The following is a 20,274-nucleotide window of genomic DNA, read 5'->3' as shown; positions in this document are numbered from 1 at the left end:
CGGCGTACTGGATCATCCGCCTTCGCGGATGATGACGTCAATGGGTGCGGCGGGACTACAGCGTCACGCCACGTTCTGGTCGAGGATGTCCACCGCCTCTGACAGGCTCACCGACACCAGCTGCGAGACGCCGCGCTCGGCCATGGTGACGCCGAACAGACGGTTCATCCGCGCCATCGTGATCGGGTTATGCGTGATGATGATGAAGCGCGTGTCGGTCGAACTGGTCATCTCGTGCAGCAGGTTGCAGTAGCGTTCGACGTTGTGGTCGTCGAGCGGTGCATCGACTTCGTCCAGCACGCAGATCGGCGAGGGGTTGGTGAGGAACACCGCGAAGATCAGCGCCATCGCGGTCAGTGCCTGCTCACCGCCCGAGAGCAGCGACAGCGTCTGCGGCTTCTTGCCGGGGGGCTTGGCGATGATCTCGAGACCGGCTTCGAGCGGATCGTCGCTCTCGATCAGATGCAGCGCGGCCTCGCCGCCGCCGAACAGCTCCACGAACAGGCGCTTGAAGTGGTTGTTGACGACCTCGAACGAGGTCAACAGCCGCTCGCGGGCCTCCTTGTTGAGGCTCTGGATGCCCTGGCGCAGCCGCTTGATGGCTTCGACCAGGTCATCGCGCTCGGTGACCAGGCCGGTGTGCTGGGTTTCGACCTCGCGCAGCTCTTCCTCGGCGCGCAAGTTGACGGCGCCGAGGCGCTCGCGATCGCGGCGCATCTTTTCGAGGTCTTCCTCGATGTCGTGCAGCGGCGGCAGCTCCGCGCCGGGCTCGAGCTCGGCGAGGCCGACGACGGCCTGCGGCTCGACTTCCAGCATGTCGCGGATCTCGCGCTCGATGTCCTCGAGCCGACGCCGCGAACCTTCCATGCGTTCCTCGGCGCGGGCGGTGGCCTCGCGCGAGCTGGAGAGTGCTTCGAGCGTCAGCTTCGCGACGCGATCGGTCTCGGCCATCGCGGTTTCCGCGGTGGCGAGCGCGTCGGCGGCCATGCGGCGGTCGTTCTCGGCATATTCGATCTCGGTGATCAGCGCGCTGCGCTTCTCGGCGAACACGGCCGGCGCGTTTTCGAGGTCGCTGCGCTCGATCGAGACCTCGGTGATGCGGGTCTGGATGGTGTCGATGTGGGAGGCCGCGCTCTCCTTGCGGTTCGCCCACTCGGTGCGCTCGGCGAGGATCGCCTGCACGCGGCGGTCGGCCAGTTCGGCCTCGCGCGCCAGCGCCTGCGCCTCGGCGCGGACCTGGGCGGCCATGCGGCGATGGCCCTCGATGTCGCTGCGGACGGCGGCGAGACGGGTCTCGGTGTCCTCGCTCGACGGCAGTTCGGTGATGCCGGCTTCGGCGTATTCGTAGGCAGCCTCGGCCTCGGCGCGGTCGGCGGCGAGGCGGCTGTGCGCTTCCGATAGCGTCGCCTTGCGCGCGGCGTGGCGGCCGATCTCGCGCTCGGCCGTGGCATGGCGCTCACGCGCGACGTTCACCTCGCGCTGCGCGGCGCGCCAGGCTTCGCGGCTCGCACCTTCCGTGCTGGCGGCCATCTGCAGCTCGGCCTCGGCATTCTCCAGCGCCTGACGCTTGATCTGGGCGTCGATGCGGGCCTGCTCCAGCTCGTTCTCGATGTCGACGAGACGGGCGCGCTCGGCAAGGCGCCGTGCGGCGCCAGTCGGCGCGTGGGCGGCGGCGACAAAGCCGTCCCAGCGCCAGACGTCGCCTTCGGGCGAGACCAGCCGCTGGCCGGTCTTCAACTGCGAGACCAGTTCGGCACCGCGCTCGCGTGGCACCACGCCGATCTGCGCCAGGCGGCGGGCCAGCTCGGCGGGCGCCTGCACGTGGCTCGCGAGCGGGACGGCACCTGCGGGCAGTTCCGGATCGCCATCGGTGACCGCGCCGGCATTGGTCCAGCGCATCGGCGCCGACGGATCGACGGGCGCGTCGAGATCGTCGCCGAGGGCTGCGCCGATCGCCTTTTCAAAGCCCTTGTCGACGGTGATGCCGTCGATGATCGGCGGCCACAGATTCTTGGTCTCGCCATTGACGATCTTGGAGATCGTGCGCGCCTCGGTCTCGAGCCGCTGCACGCGCTTGTCGGCTTCGACCAGCGGCGAGCGCGAGGATTCCAGCGTCTGGCGGGCGGCGACGTGTGCGGCTTCGCTCGCCTGCGCGGCGGCTTCGGAAGCGGCCAGCGTCTGCTCGGCGGTCTCGACCGTTGCGGTCAGCTCGTCGAGATCGCCGAAGCCGCCGGTCTCATCGGCAAGCTTCTGCTCTTCGGCGGCGACGTTCGTGATTTCCTGGTCGAGCCGGGCGAGCTTGTCGCGATGGGTGCGGACGTTGGCTTCGAGCTGGTTGCGCTTGGCGGTGAGGTCGGCGAGCGCGGTGGTGAGCTCGGCGAACTGCTGCTCGGTTTCGGTCAGCACCGCCTCGGCTTCGCTGACGCGCTCGTCGACGCCGGAGCGCTTCTCGACGCGCGACTTGATCTCTTCCTTCAGCTCGGCATCTTCGCTGTCGAGCCGCTGCAGCGCGACGTCGGCATCCATGGTTTGTTGCTGAGCACGGGAAATGTCGCCTTCGAACTGGGCGAGGCGGCGTTCGAGCTCGGCGACGCGCTCCTTGGCGCGCTCTTCCTCGCGGTCGAGCAACTCACGGGCATTGGTCAGGCGCTGAAGGCCTGCCGCGGCGCGGGCTTCGGCATCGCGCAGCGCCGGCATTTCGGCGGCGCGGATCGCCTGGATGCGGGCGGCTTCGGCCTGGTGCTGGGTGCGCTCGGCCATCTCGCGCACCGCGAGATCATGGGTCTGGCCGGATTCGTTGACGTCGGCATGGGCGCCGATCCAGCGCAGATGGAACAGCGTGGCTTCGGCCTTGCGGACCTTGGCCGCGACCTCGCGGTAGCGCACGGCCTGGCGGGCCTGCTTCTTCAGGCCTTCCATTTGCCCTGCGAGCTGGCCGATCACGTCCTCGACGCGGGTGAGGTTGGTTTCGGCCGCCTTCAGCCGCAGCTCGGCTTCGTGGCGGCGGGCGTGCAGGCCGGCGACGCCGGCGGCGTCTTCCAGCACGCGGCGGCGCTGCTCGGGCTTGGCCTGGATGATCTCGCCGATCTTGCCCTGGTGGACGAGGGCGGGCGAACGCGCGCCGGTGGCGGCGTCGGCGAACAGGATCTGCACGTCGCGGGCGCGGACGTCGCGGCCGTTGATGCGATAGACCGAACCCGCTTCACGCTCGATGCGGCGGGAGATTTCGAGCAGCTGGCTGTCGTTCATCGCCGCAGGCGCGGTGCGATCGGCATTGTCGATCGTCATCGTCACTTCGGCGTGGTTGCGCGCGGGACGGTTGCCGGAGCCGGCGAAGATCACCGCGTCCATGTCGGCGGCGCGCAGCGATTTGTACGAGGTTTCACCCATCGCCCAGCGCAGCGCTTCGACGAGATTCGACTTGCCGCAACCGTTGGGTCCGACCACGCCGGTCAGGCCGGGCTCGATGACGAAGTCCGTGGGCTCAACGAAGGACTTGAAGCCGTGAAGTCGCAGGCGGGTGATTTTCATAAGCACGCATCTCTGTTGGCAGGCGCGAATCCCCCTGCCGGGACAATACCATGGAAGGCAGTGTCACTATCCGGGCGAGTCGCGCGAGGCGCCTCATGCGGCTGGACAATGGCCGCGGCGCGCCGCGAGGGCAACCGGCGAAAGCCGCTTTTCCCAAGGGATTTATGCCGGGAAAGATACGGCTTTCGAGATGCGAATCAGGATCTTGACGAGCGAATCAGCTCTTCAGCAGCGGATTGATCTTCTTCGCGAATTCCTCAAACGAGGCCTCGCCCTTGATCTTCTCGCCGTTGATGAAGAAGGTCGGCGTGGAATCGACCTTGAGAATGTCGCTGGCGTATTTCTGGTCGGCGGCGATCTTGTCGAGCAGCGCCTGGTCCTTCAGGCAGGCCTCGACCTGCTGCTGGGTGAGGCCGGCCTGCTTGCCGATCCGCGTCAGGGTCTCCGTGGTGTTCTTCACCACCCAGTCGCTCTGCTGGCGGAACAGCATGTCGGTGACGGCGAAGTATTTCGGCGCGTCGCCGTTGGCGATGCAGCGCGACAGCATCGAGCCCGCGGCGGCTTTGATGTCGAGCGGGAACTCACGGAAGATGTAACGGATCTTGCCGGTGTCGATGTATTCCGACTTGATCTTCGGAAACACCTGCTCGTTGAAGGCCGCGCAATGCGGGCAGGTCATCGAGGCGAATTCGGTGATGGTGACGGCGGCGTCCTTGGGGCCGAGCGCCATGTCGGGCAGCGACACCGGCTTGGCGACGTCGCCGGCGGCCTGCGCCGATGCTTCAGGGATCATGGCTTCCGAGATGAACCGCAGCGGCGAGAACCCGGCGACCGCGGCGAGCCCGGTCAGCGACAGCATCGTGTTGAAGGCGCGGCGGGTGATGATCAAGGTCGGCTCCCGAATTGGCGTGGACTCGCCCTGAGGTCCTTATCGAAGTTCCCGTTTGGGCGGCCTGTCGCTAGCTTGAAACGTCGTTTGAGGCAATGGCGAGCGGCAGGACAGGTCCAGTTTGGCCGCCAAATGAGGCTCAATTTCGCTTGATGGCGGCCCCGAGCCGCGCCAGTGCCGTCTTCAATTCCTCATCTTCGATATCGGCGAGGCTCTCCGCCACCTTGGCGACCGCCTTCGGGTCCGGCGGGCCTGGCCGTTTCCGGGCCGGAGGCCGCGACAGGGGGGCCTGGCGGAAGGCGAGTTTGCCGACCGCGCTCCAGCCGAAGAAGCGGTTGACCCGCTCCAGGATGACGTCGGCGGAGTGCTGGATCTCCAGCGCCATCGGCCCCTCGACCCGCAGCACCAGGGTTGCCGGCTCCTGCGGCTGGCCCTCGACCGGCCGCGGCCATTGCATCTTGAGCGGCTCGGCGTGGGCCGCAATCTCCGCCCCGGCAATCTGCGCCCACCGCGTCACCAGCTCGCGCGCCGCAAAACCCTGCTTGGCATAGGCCTCGGCAAACACATCGTTGAGCAGGATCCCGAGCGGCTTGGCGCTGATGGGCCCGGGCTTGGGAGGGAATTTGGACATGGATCCTTATAGCACTCCGCGGCGCGGCCTGCAGGCTCTTCGCCGCGAAGAAAGACGTGGATGCCCGCGAAGAGCGCCGGCATGGCGTGGAGAGATCGGTGCGGCGCCGCTACAGTAGCCGCATGAGCCCGAAATCCGCCCTCAAGGCCAAGTCGGAACCAGCGCCGCCGGTAACGTCATCGCGTCCCACATTGCTGCTCGCCTGGTACGATCGCCACCGCCGTCGTTTGCCATGGCGCGCCGCGCCCGGCGAGACGTCGGATCCCTATCGCGTCTGGCTGTCGGAGATCATGCTCCAGCAGACCACGGTGAAGGCGGTCGGGCCCTATTTCGAAAAATTCGTCGCGCGCTGGCCTGATGTCACGGCGCTTGGCCGGGCCTCGCAGGACGACGTGCTGCGGATGTGGGCCGGGCTCGGTTATTACTCCCGCGCCCGCAATCTCTACGCCTGCGCCGTCGCGGTGACGCGCGACCATGGTGGCACCTTTCCCGATACCGAAGAAGGCCTGCGTGCGCTGCCGGGCATCGGCCCCTACACGGCGGCGGCGATCGCCGCGATCGCGTTCGATCGCCGCACCATGCCGGTCGATGGCAATATCGAGCGGGTGGTGTCGCGCCTGTTTGCGGTCGAGGAGGAATTGCCGCAGGCCAAGCCGGTGATCCAGCAACTGGCGGCGACGCTGCTGGCCGATTCCCGTGCCGGTGACAGTGCGCAGGCGCTGATGGATCTGGGCGCCTCGATCTGCACGCCGAAGAAGCCGGCCTGCTCGCTATGCCCGCTCAACGAGGATTGCACCGCGCGTGTGCAAGGCACCCAGGAGACGTTCCCGCGCAAGGCGCCGAAGAAGACCGGAACGCTGCGGCGGGGAGCAGCCTTCGTCGTCACGCGCGGCGACGAGCTGCTGGTTCGCTCTCGGCCCGAAAAGGGCCTGCTCGGTGGCATGACCGAGGTGCCCGGCTCGGATTGGCTCGCCGGACAAGAAGACGCGACGGCGAAACAGCAGGCGCCGGAGTTGAAGGGGCTGTCGCGCTGGCAGCGCAAGGTGGGAGTCGTCACCCACGTCTTCACGCATTTTCCGCTGGAACTGGTGGTCTACACGGCGAAGGCCGAAGCCCGCACGCGCGCCCCCGCGGGCATGCGCTGGGTACCGATCGCGACCCTTGCCGACGAAGCGCTGCCCAATGTCATGCGCAAGGTGATCGCGCACGCGCTGGGCCTCTCGCCGGCGGCATCCTCCTGACACCATGCTGTCAGCAGGCCTGCGCTAACACGGGCGACACGGAGGCTCCCCGATGATCAAGACCGCGCTCGACGACTTCAAGAGGCCGCCCTGTGCTGAACTCCTGGGCTGGCGCCTGCTCGATGCTCGTCCGGAGGAGGGCTGGATCAGGCTCGGCTTCGAGGGCAAGCCCGAATTCTGCAACCCGGCGGGCTTCATCCAGGGCGGCATGCTCTCGGCCATGCTCGACGACACCATGGGCCCGGCGGTGCTGGTGATGAGCGAGGGCCGGCTCTACACCACCACCATCAGCATGACCGTGAATTTCCTCAGCCCCGCCAAGCCCGGCCCGATCATCGGCGAGGCGATGGTGATCCAGCTGGGCAGGACGATTGCTTTCGTCGAGGGCAAGCTGATGGCGGAAGACGGCACGGTGCTGGCGACGGCCAGCGCGAGTGAGCGGCTGTTGGAAGCGGCGCGCGCGGTGCGCAAATAGCCAGCCGCGGTTGCTTCTTCTCCCCTTGTGGGAGAAGGTGGCGCGAAGCGCCGGATGAGGGGTTCTTTCCGCGAATTCGAGTGCGAGTTGGACTCGCGGAGACAGACCCCTCACCGGAGTGAGCCCGCCTCTACCGGCGTCGCTGCCCTCTCCCGCAAGGGGCGAGGGCACATTAACGTGCATCTCGCTTCGTGCGAAAATTCACGTCGTCGCGCGCGCATCCCTGCTCACGATCGGCGGCTTCGCGTTCAGCGCCTCGACCTGGAATCCCGCCACGCGCTTGTAGTTGCCGGCGATGTCTTCCAGTTCCTGCTGCGACAGCACGTCGGTGACGACCGCAAAGCCATCCGGCGCGCGCTCCTCGACCAGCTGCATCACCTGCTCGGGGCCGTTCTTGCGGTTGAGCAGGACGAGATCGGTGGTCGCGGGCCTGCGCTCGGCCTCGTAGGCGAGCAGGGCGGCCTGCGTCGGGCCATGCGCAAGGATCTCGCGGGTGACGGTGCGGGCGTCGAGGATCGCCTGCGAGGCGCCGTTCGAGCCGATCGGATACATCGGATGCGCGGCATCGCCCATCAATGTGACGCGGCCAAACGTCCATTGCGAGACCGGATCGCGATCGACCAGCGGATATTCATAGGCGTGCGGGCAGTTCCTGATCAGGCCGGGGACGTCGAGCCAGTCGAACTGCCAGCTCTCGAACCAGGGCAGGAACTCCTCCAGCCGCGCGGTGCGGTTATAGTCCTCGCGGCGCCACTGATAGGTCGGCGGCATGTGGCGTTCGGCAACCCAGTTGATCAGATGGTTGCCCGCCGCGTCCGGCGCCTTGCTGATTGGATAGCAGACGAATTTCAGGATCTCGTGGCCGGCCATGATCATGGTCCGGCCGGTGAGGAAGGCCTTTGCCGGCGTCACGCCGCGCCAGAGGATGCGGCCGTTCCAGATCGGCGGGCCTTCGTCCGGGTAGAGCTTTTCTCGCGCGGCAGAATGAATGCCGTCGGCGGCGATCAGGATCGCGCCCTCGTAGGTCCCGGCGGCCTTGCCGCTTGTCTTGTCGATGAAGTCGGCGCGCACGCCGCCTCCCGTCTCGGTCCAGCCGGTCAGATGATGGCTGGTCAAAATGTTGTCGCGGCCGAGCCGCTCGATTGCGGTGTCGAGCAGGAGCTGCTGGAGGGTGCCGCGATGGATCGAGAATTGCGGCCATTTGTAGCCGGCCTCCAGCCCGCGCGGCTCGCTCCAGATCGGCTTGCCGTGCTTGGAGAAATAGGCGAGCTCGGCCGTCCGCACCCCGCAGGCATCGAGCTTGTCCATCAGGCCGAGCTCGATCAGCTCGCGCACCGCATGCGGCAGCACGTTGATGCCGACGCCGAGCGGCTTCAGCTCCGCGACGCTCTCGAACACTTTCGTGGGAATGCCGATTCCGTGCAGGCTGAGCGCAAGCGTCAGCCCGCCGATGCCGCCACCGGCGATGAGTACCGTCATGACAAGACCCCTCCGACTGCGGGCGTCTTGGCACAGGCGGGCGGATGTGGGCAACTGCGAAGAGCAAGTACGTAGAATGTCGTGCTATAGACCTCAGGGACGACAGTCGCTAATTTCCAGTTTTCCCATGAGGTCCGACATGCTCAAGCTCTACTACGCCACCGGCACCTGCGCCCTCGCCACCTACATGACCCTGGAGGAGGCCGGCGCCGACTACACGGCTGAACGGCTGAGCTTCAAGGACAACCAGCAGACCAGCCCGGACTATCTCGCGATCAACCCGAAGGGCCGCGTGCCGGCCCTGGTGACCGATCGTGGCGTCCTCACCGAGACGCCGGCGATGCTGGCCTACATCGCCCAAATCTTCCCCAAGGCGAAGCTCGCGCCGCTCGACGATCCCTTCGACTTCGCCCAGGTGCAATCGTTCAACTCCTATCTCTGCTCGACCGTGCACATCAACCACGCGCACAAGATGCGCGGCGCGCGCTGGGCGACGCAGGAGAGCTCGTTCGCCGACATGAAGGCGATGGTCCCGAAAACCATGAGCGCCTGCTTCGCCCTGATCGAACAGAAGATGTTTAAAGGACCGTGGGTGATGGGCGATCAGTTCACGATCTGCGATCCCTACCTGCACACGCTCTCGCACTGGCTCGAAGGCGACAGCGTCGACATCAATGCGACGCCGAAGATCGCCGATCATTTCAAGCGGATGTCGGATCGCCCGGCGGTGCGCAAGGTGATGGACGCGCAGAAGGCGTAGGGCTCGCCGGCTTCGTAGGGTGGGTTAGTCCTACTGAGTCAATTTGGCGCGCCGGCTGAGGTGTAAGAATCAAGTATCTGTAGAGATTCAGAATTTGGCACATGGAGGGCCAGATGAGTCTCAACGATCAGAGGGAAGTCGAAGCGCGGTTTGCGGCTTATGTCGAGAAGCTTTCGAGCGCAATCGGTCACGTGAGGCGTACGAGGCAGCTGCGGGACTATTGCACGGGCCTGGTGCTGCCCGGCGAGCGCAAGAGCGTAGAGCCGATGGCGGCGCGAACGGCTCCGGCGCGGACGGCAGCCCAGCATCAATCGTTACTCCATTTTGTCGGGAATGCATGCTGGTCGGACGAAGATGTGCTGGCCAAGGTGCGCGAGATTGTGCTGCCGGCGATCGAGAAGAATGGACCGATTGAGGCGTGGATCATCGATGACACGTCGTTCCCAAAGAAAGGCAAGCATTCGGTCGGTGTGCACCATCAATATTGCGGCCAGCTCGGCAAGCAGGCCAATTGCCAGGTCGCGGTATCGCTGTCGATCGCCAATCACTCTGCCAGCCTGCCGGTGACCTATCGGCTGTATCTGCCGCAGGATTGGACCAAGGACCGTGCCCGACGGAAGGAGGCGGACGTTCCGAAGGAGATCAGGTTCAGGACCAAGCCGGAGGTCGCGCTGGAGCAGATAAGCTGGGCCTGCGAGAGCGGCCTGCCGCGCGGCGTCGCATTGATGGACACGGCCTATGGCAATGACTCGCGGCTGCGCGCCGGCATGACGGAATTGGGCGTGCCGTATGTGGTCGGCATTTTGCCGAACACCTTGATGTGGCGGCCTGGCACCGGCCCGCGGCGCATGGACAAGCCGCTGAACAATACCGGCCGACGCGATGAGCCCGATCTGATCTCGGCCAAGGAAGTGATGCTTGCTCTGCCGAAGAGTGCCTGGCGCACGGTGACGTGGCGGGAAGGCTCAGCCGAGCAGTTGTCCTCGCGCTTTGCGCGTGCGCGCGTCCGCGTCGGATATAACAAGCTGATTCCCGAGAAGCTGTCGCCGGAGTGGCTGCTCATTGAATGGCCGGAGGGCGAAGCAGAGCCGACCAAATACTGGCTCGCCACACTGCCGGAGGACATCGACTTCACGCAGCTCGTCGATCTGGCCAAGCTGCGCTGGCGCATCGAGCGTGACTATCAGGAACTCAAGCAGGAGGTCGGGCTCGGTCACTACGAAGGACGCGGCTGGCGCGGCTTCCATCACCACGCAACCCTGTGCATCGCGGCCTATGGCTTCCTCATCGCCGAACAGGCGACGATTCCCCCCTCAGGACCTCGTGCCGCCGCCTTGCTCCAGGTCCCTGGCTTACCCGACGATTATCGACCCAGAGGATCTGCCGTTGCGGCCTGAACGGCACATACCGAACTCGATCGCAACCGTACGCAGGCGACTCATCCGCGCGCTCAGCAAAACCATCATCAGATGCCCTTGCTGCGGCGCTTTCCCAGCGGCAAAGTCGCTCATGACGCAGTAGGATTAGCGAAGCGTAACCCACCAACCTTCGTTTCTGCGGAGACAAACAGGGGTGGATTACGCCTTCGGCCAATCCACCCTACGACCTGTTCTTCTCCAACTCCCGCCCCGTTGCCAGCATCAGCCGCCGCAGCCAGATCGAGCCCGGGTCCATCTGTGCCCGCGTCGGATGGAACATGAACTGCTCGTCGATCCCTGGGTCGAGCGGCGGCGTCACCGTGACGAGGCCGAGCTGTTTCGACAGCGCCGCGATCAGTCGGCGCGGCACGAAGGCGACGAGGTCGGTGCGTGCTGCCACGTGCAGCGCTTCGAGATAGCCTGACACCACCAGCGCAATGTGCCGCTCGACGCCTTTGCCGCGCAGCCAGGTGTCGATCAGATCCTCAGCATTGCCGCGGATGTTCACGCCGACATGGCGTGCGGCGAGAAATGCCTCGCGCCGCTTCAGCTTGGCAGCCATGGGATGGCCGCGCCGCACAGCCAGCGCGTCGCTGTCGGTGTAGAGCAGCTGGCGATGAAAGCCCTTGAAGGCGTTGCCGATCGAGATCACGAGGTCGATGGTGCGGGCGAATTCGGCGTGGAAGATCGCGGGTCCCCGCCACGGCACCACGTCGATGCGGACATTGGGCGCAAGGCGCGTGACCTTCTCCATCAGGGGCGGCATCAGCAGCTCGACCGCGAGATCCGGCATCATCAGCCGGAACGCCCGTTCGCTGCGCGCGGCGTCGAAATCGTCAGGCACGAACAGCCCGCGCACCTGATCGAGCGCCTGTGCCAGTGGCGCGCGCAGGGCCTGCGCCCGCGGCGTCAGCTCCATGCGCGCGCCGGTCCGCACCAGCAGCGGATCGCCAAAGATGTCGCGCAGGCGTTGCAGCGCGTGGCTGGTCGCCGGCTGCGACAGGCCGATGCGCATGGCCGCGCGGCTGACATTGGCCTCGCGCAGCAACGCGTCGAGTGCGGTCAATAGATTGAGATCAAGCGAGTTCAAATTCATGAGGTGAATAGATATCATATTCGCTATCGATTTGAAGAATTCTCATCCGGCGGCGATGATCTCCGTGTTGCCACCACAAGGAGATGCCGCCATGAGCGCGAGCGCCAACAAGAAACTGATGCAGGACATTTTCGCCGCCGCCGCCAACCCCGACCCGGCCGCGCGCGACCGCGCTCTGTTCACCGCAAGCCTTGCCGACGATGCCAGATGGGTCGTGACCGGCCAGTATTCCTGGTCGCGCACCTTCACCGGCAAGGAGGCGATCCTTGGCGATCTGCACGGCTATGTGCGCACCCGCCTGCGCGACCGGACGCGCACCGTCGCCCACCGCTTCATCGCCGATGGCGACATCGTCGTGGTGGAAGCCAAGGGCGACAACGTCACGCCTGAGGGCGTGCGCTACGACAACGACTATTGCCTGGTGTTTCGTCTGGAGGACGGCAAGATCAAGGAGATCCGGGAATACTGCGACTCGATCCTGACCGAGAAGGCGCTGGGTGCTTTTCCACAAACACCCGTGAGGGCCGCCGGCTGATCGGGTTCGACGTCGCGTCCACCGACCGAGCCTGTCGGTCAAAGCTGTCGATTGTCGCGCAGGCGTGGCGGACGCTGGTGGGGATCATCCGTATCAGGCGTGAGCGGGGCCGGGCCCGATATTATCTCGCCGCCATGACCGAACGGGAGCTTCAGGACTGCGGGATCACCCGGTCGGAGATTGCGTACGAGCTTTATCAGCCTCGCTGGCAAAAATAGAGAACGGAACGGCGGGCACATGGCCTCGCCGCCCATTTTTTAGGCCCCAGCGGAACCTTTAGGTTTCCGCCGGCGTTCCCTCGGCTCTGGGGCAATTGCGCCCCGGCATGCGCATGTTGGGAATTCTATGCTGGCTGGGGCTACGGACGTTTCGACACATGTGGGCCGCAACTCTTCCGGACGCCGTGAACGATTGAGAGAGGCGACTGCGGCTGCGCACCGGGAGCTCGATGCGCAACTTTCCGCGTTCGATCTCACCGTCTTCTCAGGCTATCGTCGCTTTCTGCAAGCCAGCGCAGGTGCTCTTCTCCCGCTCGAAGCGGCGCTCGTCGCGGCCGGTGTCGCCAGGATGTTTCCGGACTGGCCGGAGCGGGCACGCAGTGCCGCGATTGCTGCGGATCTCGAGCGGCTTGGCCGGGACGCGCAGTCGACCGTATCCGTGCCGCCGCTGACGCGCAGCGGCGTGCTCGGCACCATGTATGTGCTGGAGGGCTCCCGGCTCGGGGCGAAATTCCTGCTCAAGACGGTCGCGGCTTCGGCCGATCCGCGCATCAGTGAAGCCACCGCCTATCTCAGGCATGGCACCGGCCAGCGGCTCTGGCAGAGTTTTCTGTCGAAGCTCGCCAGTGACGAGAGTTGCGACGAGGACGAAGCGATCGAGGCGGCGCGCAGCGCTTTCGCCGCGTTCGAGCAGGCGGCGGACTACGCATGAACGAGGCCGTCAATCTCACCAATTGCGATCGCGAGCCGATCCACATTCCCGGCAGCGTCCAGCCGTTCGGCTTCCTGCTCACGGTGCTCTCCGATTTCACGATCTGCATGGCATCCGACAATGTCGGCAGTTTCCTCGGCACCGATGTTGCCGACCTGCTCCAGCAGCCGTTGTCGCGCATCATCTCGGACACTGCGGTCGAGACCATCCGCAGCCGCGTTGATCATCTCAGCGGACCCGACGCGACCGAACGCCTGTTCGATGTCGAGCTTCAGGCCGGCAAGCCGCTCTACGATCTCTCGATCCATTTTTCCGGCGCCTATCTTGTCGTCGAGGCCGAGCCCAGCGTCAGCGAGCCCGGCGTCAATTCCGGCGAACTCGTCCGGCTGATGCTGGATCGGATCCGCAAGACGCGCGGTATGACCGAGCTTGCCCGCGAGGCGGCGCGCCAGCTTAAGGTGTTGACCGGCTTCGACCGCGTCATGGTCTATCAGTTTCACCCGGACGGATCGGGCGAGGTGATCGCGGAGGCTGCGGAGGCGGGGCTCGAGCGGTTTCTCGGGCTGCATTATCCGGCCTCCGACATCCCCAAGCAGGCCCGCATCCTCTATCAGCGCAACTGGCTGCGGATCATCGCCGATATCAACCAGAAGCCGGCCGCGCTGCTGTCGACCGCCACGCATAACTCGGGACTGCTCGATCTCTCCATGAGCGTGCTGCGCTCGGTTTCGCCGATCCACATCGAATATTTACGCAATATGGGCGTCGGCGCTTCGATGTCGGTGTCGATCCTGCGCGACGGCAAGCTGTGGGGGCTGTTCGCCTGCCACCATTATTCGCCGCGCTACATCTCGTTCGAGAAGCGCACGGCCTCCGAGCTGTTCGGCCAGATGTTCTCCTGGATCGTGGAAGGGCGCGAGCGCGAAGGCGACGTTGCCTACGAATCCGGCGCCCAGAAAATCCAGGAGCGGCTGATCGAGACTGCGGCGATGCACGAGCACAGCCGGCGCGCCATCGTCGACTTCGTCGGCGACTATCGCAAGATGATCGCCTGCGACGGCGTGGCGGTCTGGTCCGACAACAGGATTACGCTCGACGGCGAGACGCCGACCGAGGACGAGGTGAAGGATCTGGTCGCCTTCATCAACCGGACATCGCCCGGCCGGATCTGTGCCAGTGCCGAAATCGCCAAGCTCTATGCGGCCGGCGAGGTGTTTCGTGACCGCGCGGCCGGCTTTCTCGCCATCCCGATCTCGCGCACCCCGCGCGACTGCCTGATCTTCTTCCGGCGCGAGGTGGTGCGCTCGGTGGCATGGGCGGGTGCTCCCGACAAGGTCTATGAGGAAGGGCCGAACGGGCCGCGCCTCACTCCGCGCAAGAGCTTTGAGTTGTGGCAGGAGACGGTGGCAGGACAGTCAAAGCCGTGGTCGGCGGCCGACATCCGCATCGCCGAGAGCCTGCGCGTCACCCTGCTCGAGGTCATCCTGCAGCTGTCGGACCTTGCCGCGCGCGAGCGCCGTGGCGCGCAGGAGCGGCAGGAGCTGATGATTGCCGAGCTCAATCATCGCGTCCGCAACATTCTGAGCCTGGTCCGTGCGCTGGTGGCGCAAAGCAAGGACACCGCCCGGAGCGTCGAGGAGTTCGCCAGCGTGCTCGGTGGCCGCATCCAGGCCCTGGCGCGCGCCCACGACCAGATCACCAACCTCAATTGGGCGCCGGTCGCGCTGCGCACGCTCGTCGAATCCGAGGCCGGCGCCTATCTCGGCGCACGCGCAGACCGCGTGAAGATCGGCGGGCCTGATGTCGCGCTCGATCCCAAGGCATTCGCGACGCTGGCCCTCGTCGTGCACGAGATGATGACCAATTCCGCCAAATACGGCGCGCTCGCCGATTCCACCGGCCAGGTCGAGGTGGTCTGGCGGCTCGATCCCAATTCGAGCCTGGAGATCGAGTGGAAGGAGAGCGGCGGCCCCCCGGTTCAGCCGCCCTCCCGCCGCGGCTTCGGCACCACCATCATCGAGCGCTCCGTGCCGTTCGACCTCAAGGGCGAGGCCGAGATCCGCTTCGACCTGTTGGGCGTCCAGGCAAAATTCGTCATTCCCCCCAACTTCGTCGAGCTGGTGCCGTCAATCGCAGGAGCCAAAATGCGCGTAGAGGAGCAGCAAGCTGCCCGTTCCCGGATTTCCGACACGGCGCTGATCGTCGAGGACAATCTGATCATCGCGATGGCCGCGGAGGTCATCCTGCTCGACCTCGGCGCCCGCCATGTTGACACCGCTGCGTCCGTCGACCAGGCCCTGCGATCGATCGAGCGCACGCGTCCGGGCTTTGCCCTGCTCGATCTCAATCTCGGCAATGAGAGCAGCATCAAGGTGGCGATGAAGCTGAAGGAGATCGGCGTGCCCTTCATCTTCGCGACCGGCTATGGCGAGCGCGCGCCGATTCCGGCGGAGCTCGCTTCGGCGCCGGTGATCCAGAAGCCCTACACGTTGGAAGTGGTCGAGCACGCGCTTGGCAAAATGACGCAGGCGAGCGCCTGACAAACGCCCATCGGGCGCCCCATGCAGCAATCTGCATGCGCCTGCGGGACTTGCGCCAAAACCTTGCGCAGCTGCCGATAAAATCAGCAGATCTTGTGCGGGCCTATGCGCGCACGCGCGAAGAATTTGAAGGTTCAATTAACAAGTGTCCCCCATTGTGCCGCAGTGCAGCGGGAGTCGCCGAGAGACGGCTCGCGGCTGCCGGGGTGGCCGATGACGATCGCCGGACGTTCGGCCGCTCGAATTCACATGCATCTGGGTGGACAGTGGGAATGCCGAAGTTTCGTTTGCGGATCAGGGGGCGCCTGTACGCAGGCTTCATGGCCCTGGTGGCGGTTGGTCTCGTGATGGCGGTGGTCGCCGTCTGGAATCTGCGGTCCGTGCAGGATCAGGTCGCAAGGGCCTCGGCGTTTTCAGACAGTACGGCGCGAGTGCTGGAGATCTCGACCCATCTCCAGGCCATCCAGCGCGCGAATTTGCGTTACATTTACGATGCCAATGAGCCTGCGATGAAGGAGGCTTCGGAGCGTGAGGCTGCGGCGACCGAGCTGTTGAAGGTCGGCGCGAACGGCACGGCCTCGGAGGAGCGACGAAAACTCTACAACGATCTGATCGCCGACATCGCCAAGATGAAAACCCTGCGTGACAATCTCGGCGATGCCGTCAACGAGGCGAGAACGGGCAAGGCGACGCTGCTGCCGAGTGGCGACGAGTTGACCGTCAAGATGGGCAAGCTGGTCGATACGGCGCGTGCAGCGGTCGATGAAGATACCGCGTCCCTCGTCGCGGATCTCGAATCCAGGCTGCTTCTCGTTCAAATCGCAAACTGGCGTTTCCTGGCCCTTCGCGACACCAAGGGGCCTGCAAACTTCAGGACGAATGTTGACAGGGCCATGCAGCGGCTCACGGCGCTGGAAAAGAGCCCGCAGGCGACGGAACTGCGAACCACCCTTGCGCCGGTGAAGAGCTCGCTCGGAATCTACAAATCCGCGTTCGAGACGACGTCGGCCGCGATGCTCCAGGCCGACGAGATCTATCACAAGAACCTCGCCCCGCTCATCGTCGAGAGCATCGGCAAGCTCAAGGTCGCGGAAGGTGCCCTGAAGAAGGATTACAAGGATTCGCGCAGCCAGGCCGAAGCCGTGATCGAGGGCACCACGACCGTGCAGGAGATCGCGGGTGGCCTCGCCGTTATGTTCGGATTGATCGTCGCCTTCCTGATCGCCCGCAGCATCGTGGGGCCGTTGACCTCGATGACCCGCGCGATGGGCCTGCTTGCCGGCGGCAATCTCGCGGTCGAGATTCCCAGCCGTGGCAAGGCCGACGAGATCGGCGACATGGCCAAGGCGATCGAGGTGTTCAAGGACAACATGATCGACACCGAGCGCCTGCGCCACGAGCAGGCCGAGGTCGAGGCGCGGCAGGCCGAGAGCCGCAAGAAAGACATGGTCCGGCTCGCGGATCAGTTCGAGCAGGCGGTCGGGGAGATCGTCGACACCGTGTCGTCGGCGTCGAACGAGTTAGAGGCTTCAGCTGGCACGTTGACCACGACCGCCTCACGAGCCCAGGATCTGTCCACCGAAGTGGCGACCGCATCGCAGGAAGCCACGGCCAACGTCCAGGCCGTTGCCTCGGCGACCGAGGAGCTGTCCTCGTCGGTCTCCGAGATCGCCCGCCAGGTGCAGGAATCCGCCCGCATCGCCAGCGAGGCTGTGGGGCAGGCCAGCAAGACCAACGCGCGCGTCAGCGAGCTATCCAAGGCCGCCGCCCGCATCGGCGACGTGGTCGAGCTGATCAGCACCATCGCCGGCCAGACCAACCTGCTGGCGCTCAACGCCACGATCGAAGCGGCACGCGCCGGCGACGCCGGCCGCGGCTTCGCCGTGGTCGCCTCCGAGGTGAAGGCGCTGGCCGAGCAGACCGCGAAAGCCACCGGCGAGATCGCCCAGCAGGTTTCCGGCATCCAGGCCGCGACGGAGGAATCGGTCGGCTCGATCAGGGAGATCAGCGGCACCATCGAGCGGCTGTCGGAGATCTCGTCGACGGTTGCCGCTGCGGTGGAGCAGCAGGGCGCGGCGACGCAGGAAATCTCCCGCAACGTCCAGCAGGCCGCTCACGGCACCCAGCGCGTCTCGACCAATATCGGCGACGTGCAGCGCGGCGCCTCCGAGACCGGCTCGGCCTCCTCGCAGGTGCTCTCGGCGGCGCGCTCGCTGTCGGCGGATAGCAACCGGTTGAAGCAGGAAGTCGCCAAGTTCCTGAGCTCGGTGCACGCCGCCTGACCGGCGCGGGCCTTTCAAAAGCAAAGGTCCACACGCATGCGCGTGGACCGATGGCGATCCTTCAGCTCGATCGCGCGGGCAGCCGCTCGATGTCCGGATAATCTTGCTGATGCAGCTTTTCCGAGCGTGCATGTTGAGGTGTCCCTCGGCGCGCGCCGTATGCCGGACAAGTCTGATTGCCACATTCCTGTTCAGGTGACTGCGGAATTGGCGATGCAGGCCGTGTTCGCGGAATGGTTCGCGCGATCCTCCGTAGTCGACGCGAGGCAAAAGCAGCATTGAATTAAGAAGTATTCTTCATTGTGTCGCTGTGCAGCGCGAATCTCCGAGAGGTGATCGCGGCTGGGCGGGTGGCCGCTACGACGTCGGGGAGTCGTTCGGCTGCTCCATCTCTCTTGCCATGGATGGACGGTGAAGATGCCGAGCTTGCGTTTGAGAATCCGAGGGCGTCTCTACGCCGGATTTTCGGTTCTCGTGGTCGTTGGTTTGATCATGGCCGCGGTCGCGATCTGGAATTTGTGGGCGGTCCAGGGCCAGATGGCGCGGCTATCCGCACTCTCGGACAACACCGCCCGCGTCCAGGAAATCTCGATCAACCTCCAGGCGCTCCGGCGCGCCAATCTCCGCTATATCTATGACGCCAACGAGCCGGCCTTCAAGGAGGCTGCGGAGCGGGAGGTGGCGACAACCGAGTTGCTGAAGGCCGCGGCCAAATCGACGCTCTCCGAGGAGCGGCTCAGGATCTATAACGGCCTCGCCGGCGACATCGAAAAGATGAAGTCCCTGCGCGAGCGCATGGGCGCCGCCGTCAACGAGACGGTGAAAGGCAAGGCCATTCTGCTCGCCGGTGGCGATGAGCTGACCGCCAATACCGGCAAGCTGGTCGACGCCGCGCGTGAAACCGGCGATACCAGCGTGACCGCGCCGGTCGCCGATCTCGAATCCAGGATCCTGCTGGTTCGTGTCGCAAACTGGCGCTTCCTCGCCGTCCGGGACACAAAGGGCCCGGCGACCTTCAGGACCAATGTCGATCGGGCGCAGCAAGCGCTCAAGTCACTGGAGGAGGCCGGCCTGCCGAACGAGGTCAAGGCCGGGTTCGGGCCGATCAAGAGCTCACTGTCGACCTACAAGGGGGCCTTCGAGACGACCTCCGCCGCCATCCTGCAGGCCGATGAAATCTACCGCAACAATATCGCCCCCTTGATCTCCGAGAGTGTCGACAAGCTCAAGGTTGCGGAAACCGGACTGAAGGCCGACTACCAGAAGTCGCGCGCGGCCGCAGATGGCGTCATTGCCAACACGACCTGGATTCAGGAAGTCGCCGCCGGCCTTGCGATCCTGTTCGGTGGCATCGTCGCCTTCCTGATCGCCCGCAGTATCGCCGGGCCGCTGGCCACCATGACCCGTGCGATGGGGCTACTTGCCGGTGGCGATCTCAAGGTCGAGATTCCCGGCCGTGGCAATCGCGACGAGATCGGTGACATGGCCAAGGCGATCCAGGTGTTCAAGGAGAGCATGGTCGAGACCGAGCGCCTGCGCCACGAGCAGGTGGAGGTCGAGGCACGGCAAGTCGCGCAGCGCAAGGCCGACATGAACAATCTGGCTGGTGAGTTCGAGCGGGCCGTGGGCGAGATCGTCGACACCGTGTCGTCGGCATCGACCGAGCTCGAAGCGTCCGCGGGCACCCTGACCACCACGGCCACGCGCGCCCGCGACCTCTCGACGGAAGTGGCCTCGGCGTCGCAGGAGGCCTCGGCCAACGTGCAGGCGGTGGCCTCGGCCACCGAGGAGCTCTCCTCGTCGGTCAGCGAAATCGCACGCCAGGTGCAGGAATCCGCCCGCATCGCCAGCGAGGCGGTGATCCAGGCGAGCCGGACCAACGAACGCGTCGGCGAGCTCTCCAAGGCTGCGGCGCGCATCGGCGACGTGGTCGAGCTCATCAGCACGATCGCCGGCCAGACCAACCTCCTGGCGCTGAACGCGACCATCGAGGCGGCGCGCGCGGGGGAAGCGGGACGCGGCTTTGCCGTGGTCGCCTCCGAGGTCAAGGCGCTGGCCGAACAGACCGCAAAAGCCACGGGCGAGATCGCGCAGCAGGTTTCCGGCATTCAGGCCGCGACGGAGGAGTCGGTCGGCTCGATCAGGGAAATCAGCACCACCATCGAGCGGCTATCGGAGATTTCCTCGACGGTCGCGGCCGCGGTCGAGGAGCAGGGCGCGGCGACGCAGGAAATATCGCGTAACGTCCAGCAGGCGGCCCAGGGCACGCAGCGGGTGTCGGCCAATATCGACGACGTGCAGCATGGCGCATCGGAGACCGGCTCGGCGTCCTCGCAGGTGCTGTCGTCGGCCCGCACGCTGTCGGCCGACAGCAACCGGTTGAAGCTCGAGGTCGGCAAGTTCCTGAACTCGGTGCGCGCCGCCTGAGCCCACAAGCAAAAGGCCACGCGCATGCGCGTGGCCTTGA

General features: G+C 65.5%; 15 protein-coding genes. 10 read left to right on the top strand and 5 right to left on the bottom strand.

Annotation, left to right across the window (positions count from 1 at the left end):
- Positions 1–63 precede the first annotated feature (63 nt).
- From smc to AC1RR3_RS14370, 3 genes are all read right to left on the bottom strand, one after another.
- Positions 64–3,531 (bottom strand): chromosome segregation protein SMC, encoded by a 3,468-nt coding sequence (gene smc / locus AC1RR3_RS14380; RefSeq protein ID WP_492823592.1) that lies wholly within the window; start codon positions 3,529–3,531, stop codon positions 64–66.
- A gap of 217 nt (positions 3,532–3,748) precedes the next feature.
- Positions 3,749–4,420 (bottom strand): DsbA family protein, encoded by a 672-nt coding sequence (locus AC1RR3_RS14375; RefSeq protein ID WP_492823590.1) that lies wholly within the window; start codon positions 4,418–4,420, stop codon positions 3,749–3,751.
- A 139-nt stretch (positions 4,421–4,559) separates the two neighbouring features.
- A complete protein-coding gene (locus AC1RR3_RS14370; protein WP_492823588.1) occupies positions 4,560–5,051 on the bottom strand; it encodes a DUF721 domain-containing protein in 492 nt (163 codons plus the stop codon).
- 122 nt (positions 5,052–5,173) lie between these two features.
- Between AC1RR3_RS14370 and mutY the strand changes: the two genes are divergently transcribed.
- The gene (gene mutY / locus AC1RR3_RS14365) at positions 5,174–6,292 is read left to right on the top strand and encodes an A/G-specific adenine glycosylase (protein ID WP_492824221.1); all 1,119 of its coding nucleotides are present in this window, start codon (positions 5,174–5,176) and stop codon (positions 6,290–6,292) included.
- Positions 6,293–6,344: 52 nt separating this feature from the next.
- Positions 6,345–6,767: a PaaI family thioesterase gene (locus AC1RR3_RS14360; protein ID WP_492823586.1), complete on the top strand. Its 423-nt coding sequence runs from the start codon at positions 6,345–6,347 to the stop codon at positions 6,765–6,767.
- A gap of 201 nt (positions 6,768–6,968) precedes the next feature.
- Here the strand turns inward: AC1RR3_RS14360 and AC1RR3_RS14355 are convergent, their stop codons facing one another.
- Positions 6,969–8,246 (bottom strand): flavin-dependent oxidoreductase, encoded by a 1,278-nt coding sequence (locus AC1RR3_RS14355; RefSeq protein ID WP_492823584.1) that lies wholly within the window; start codon positions 8,244–8,246, stop codon positions 6,969–6,971.
- 139 nt (positions 8,247–8,385) lie between these two features.
- Between AC1RR3_RS14355 and AC1RR3_RS14350 the strand changes: the two genes are divergently transcribed.
- Both AC1RR3_RS14350 and AC1RR3_RS14345 read left to right on the top strand, forming a co-directional pair.
- Positions 8,386–9,006, top strand: coding sequence for a glutathione S-transferase family protein (locus tag AC1RR3_RS14350; RefSeq protein WP_492823582.1), 621 nt, complete (start codon positions 8,386–8,388; stop codon positions 9,004–9,006).
- A gap of 113 nt (positions 9,007–9,119) precedes the next feature.
- Positions 9,120–10,403: an IS701 family transposase gene (locus tag AC1RR3_RS14345; RefSeq protein ID WP_492823580.1), complete on the top strand. Its 1,284-nt coding sequence runs from the start codon at positions 9,120–9,122 to the stop codon at positions 10,401–10,403.
- A 202-nt stretch (positions 10,404–10,605) separates the two neighbouring features.
- On the opposite strand, the gene AC1RR3_RS14340 is transcribed toward AC1RR3_RS14345, so the two are convergent.
- The gene (locus tag AC1RR3_RS14340; RefSeq protein ID WP_492823578.1) at positions 10,606–11,520 is read right to left on the bottom strand and encodes a LysR family transcriptional regulator; all 915 of its coding nucleotides are present in this window, start codon (positions 11,518–11,520) and stop codon (positions 10,606–10,608) included.
- Between the two features lie 91 nt (positions 11,521–11,611).
- Here AC1RR3_RS14340 and AC1RR3_RS14335 point away from each other — a divergent pair, with 91 nt between their 5' ends.
- From AC1RR3_RS14335 to AC1RR3_RS14310, 6 genes are all read left to right on the top strand, one after another.
- On the top strand, positions 11,612–12,055 hold the full coding sequence (locus tag AC1RR3_RS14335; protein ID WP_492823576.1) for a nuclear transport factor 2 family protein: 444 nt from the start codon (positions 11,612–11,614) through the stop codon (positions 12,053–12,055).
- A 77-nt stretch (positions 12,056–12,132) separates the two neighbouring features.
- Positions 12,133–12,273, top strand: a complete 141-nt coding sequence (locus AC1RR3_RS14330; protein WP_492823574.1) for a YjiS-like domain-containing protein — start codon at positions 12,133–12,135, stop codon at positions 12,271–12,273.
- Between the two features lie 127 nt (positions 12,274–12,400).
- Positions 12,401–12,985 (top strand): biliverdin-producing heme oxygenase, encoded by a 585-nt coding sequence (locus AC1RR3_RS14325; RefSeq protein ID WP_492823572.1) that lies wholly within the window; start codon positions 12,401–12,403, stop codon positions 12,983–12,985.
- Positions 12,982–15,525, top strand: coding sequence for an HWE histidine kinase domain-containing protein (locus AC1RR3_RS14320; protein WP_492823570.1), 2,544 nt, complete (start codon positions 12,982–12,984; stop codon positions 15,523–15,525). The genes AC1RR3_RS14325 and AC1RR3_RS14320 overlap by 4 nt, the downstream gene beginning before the upstream one ends.
- A gap of 272 nt (positions 15,526–15,797) precedes the next feature.
- Positions 15,798–17,807, top strand: a complete 2,010-nt coding sequence (locus AC1RR3_RS14315; protein ID WP_492823568.1) for a methyl-accepting chemotaxis protein — start codon at positions 15,798–15,800, stop codon at positions 17,805–17,807.
- A 417-nt stretch (positions 17,808–18,224) separates the two neighbouring features.
- Complete coding sequence (locus AC1RR3_RS14310; protein ID WP_492823566.1) at positions 18,225–20,234, top strand: HAMP domain-containing methyl-accepting chemotaxis protein; 2,010 nt, start codon at positions 18,225–18,227, stop codon at positions 20,232–20,234.
- Positions 20,235–20,274 lie beyond the last annotated feature (40 nt).

It is taken from the genome of Bradyrhizobium sp. GW821-FHT13H05 (genome assembly GCF_058804065.1).
Note: the sequence above shows the minus strand (reverse complement) of the source record. Positions and strands in the feature narration are given on the sequence as shown.

Bases quoted from the DNA above. Each gene is read 5' to 3' on its own strand.
- AC1RR3_RS14370 (WP_492823588.1), bottom strand. From the start codon at position 5,051: ATGTCCAAATTCCCTCCCAAGCCCGGGCCCATCAGCGCCAAGCCGCTC.
- AC1RR3_RS14310 (WP_492823566.1), top strand. From the start codon at position 18,225: ATGCCGAGCTTGCGTTTGAGAATCCGAGGGCGTCTCTACGCCGGATTT.
- AC1RR3_RS14340 (WP_492823578.1), bottom strand. From the start codon at position 11,520: ATGAATTTGAACTCGCTTGATCTCAATCTATTGACCGCACTCGACGCG.
- smc (WP_492823592.1), bottom strand. From the start codon at position 3,531: ATGAAAATCACCCGCCTGCGACTTCACGGCTTCAAGTCCTTCGTTGAG.
- AC1RR3_RS14355 (WP_492823584.1), bottom strand. From the start codon at position 8,246: ATGACGGTACTCATCGCCGGTGGCGGCATCGGCGGGCTGACGCTTGCG.
- AC1RR3_RS14360 (WP_492823586.1), top strand. From the start codon at position 6,345: ATGATCAAGACCGCGCTCGACGACTTCAAGAGGCCGCCCTGTGCTGAA.
- AC1RR3_RS14335 (WP_492823576.1), top strand. From the start codon at position 11,612: ATGAGCGCGAGCGCCAACAAGAAACTGATGCAGGACATTTTCGCCGCC.
- AC1RR3_RS14350 (WP_492823582.1), top strand. From the start codon at position 8,386: ATGCTCAAGCTCTACTACGCCACCGGCACCTGCGCCCTCGCCACCTAC.
- AC1RR3_RS14325 (WP_492823572.1), top strand. From the start codon at position 12,401: ATGCTGGCTGGGGCTACGGACGTTTCGACACATGTGGGCCGCAACTCT.
- AC1RR3_RS14315 (WP_492823568.1), top strand. From the start codon at position 15,798: ATGCCGAAGTTTCGTTTGCGGATCAGGGGGCGCCTGTACGCAGGCTTC.
- mutY (WP_492824221.1), top strand. From the start codon at position 5,174: ATGAGCCCGAAATCCGCCCTCAAGGCCAAGTCGGAACCAGCGCCGCCG.
- AC1RR3_RS14345 (WP_492823580.1), top strand. From the start codon at position 9,120: ATGAGTCTCAACGATCAGAGGGAAGTCGAAGCGCGGTTTGCGGCTTAT.
- AC1RR3_RS14320 (WP_492823570.1), top strand. From the start codon at position 12,982: ATGAACGAGGCCGTCAATCTCACCAATTGCGATCGCGAGCCGATCCAC.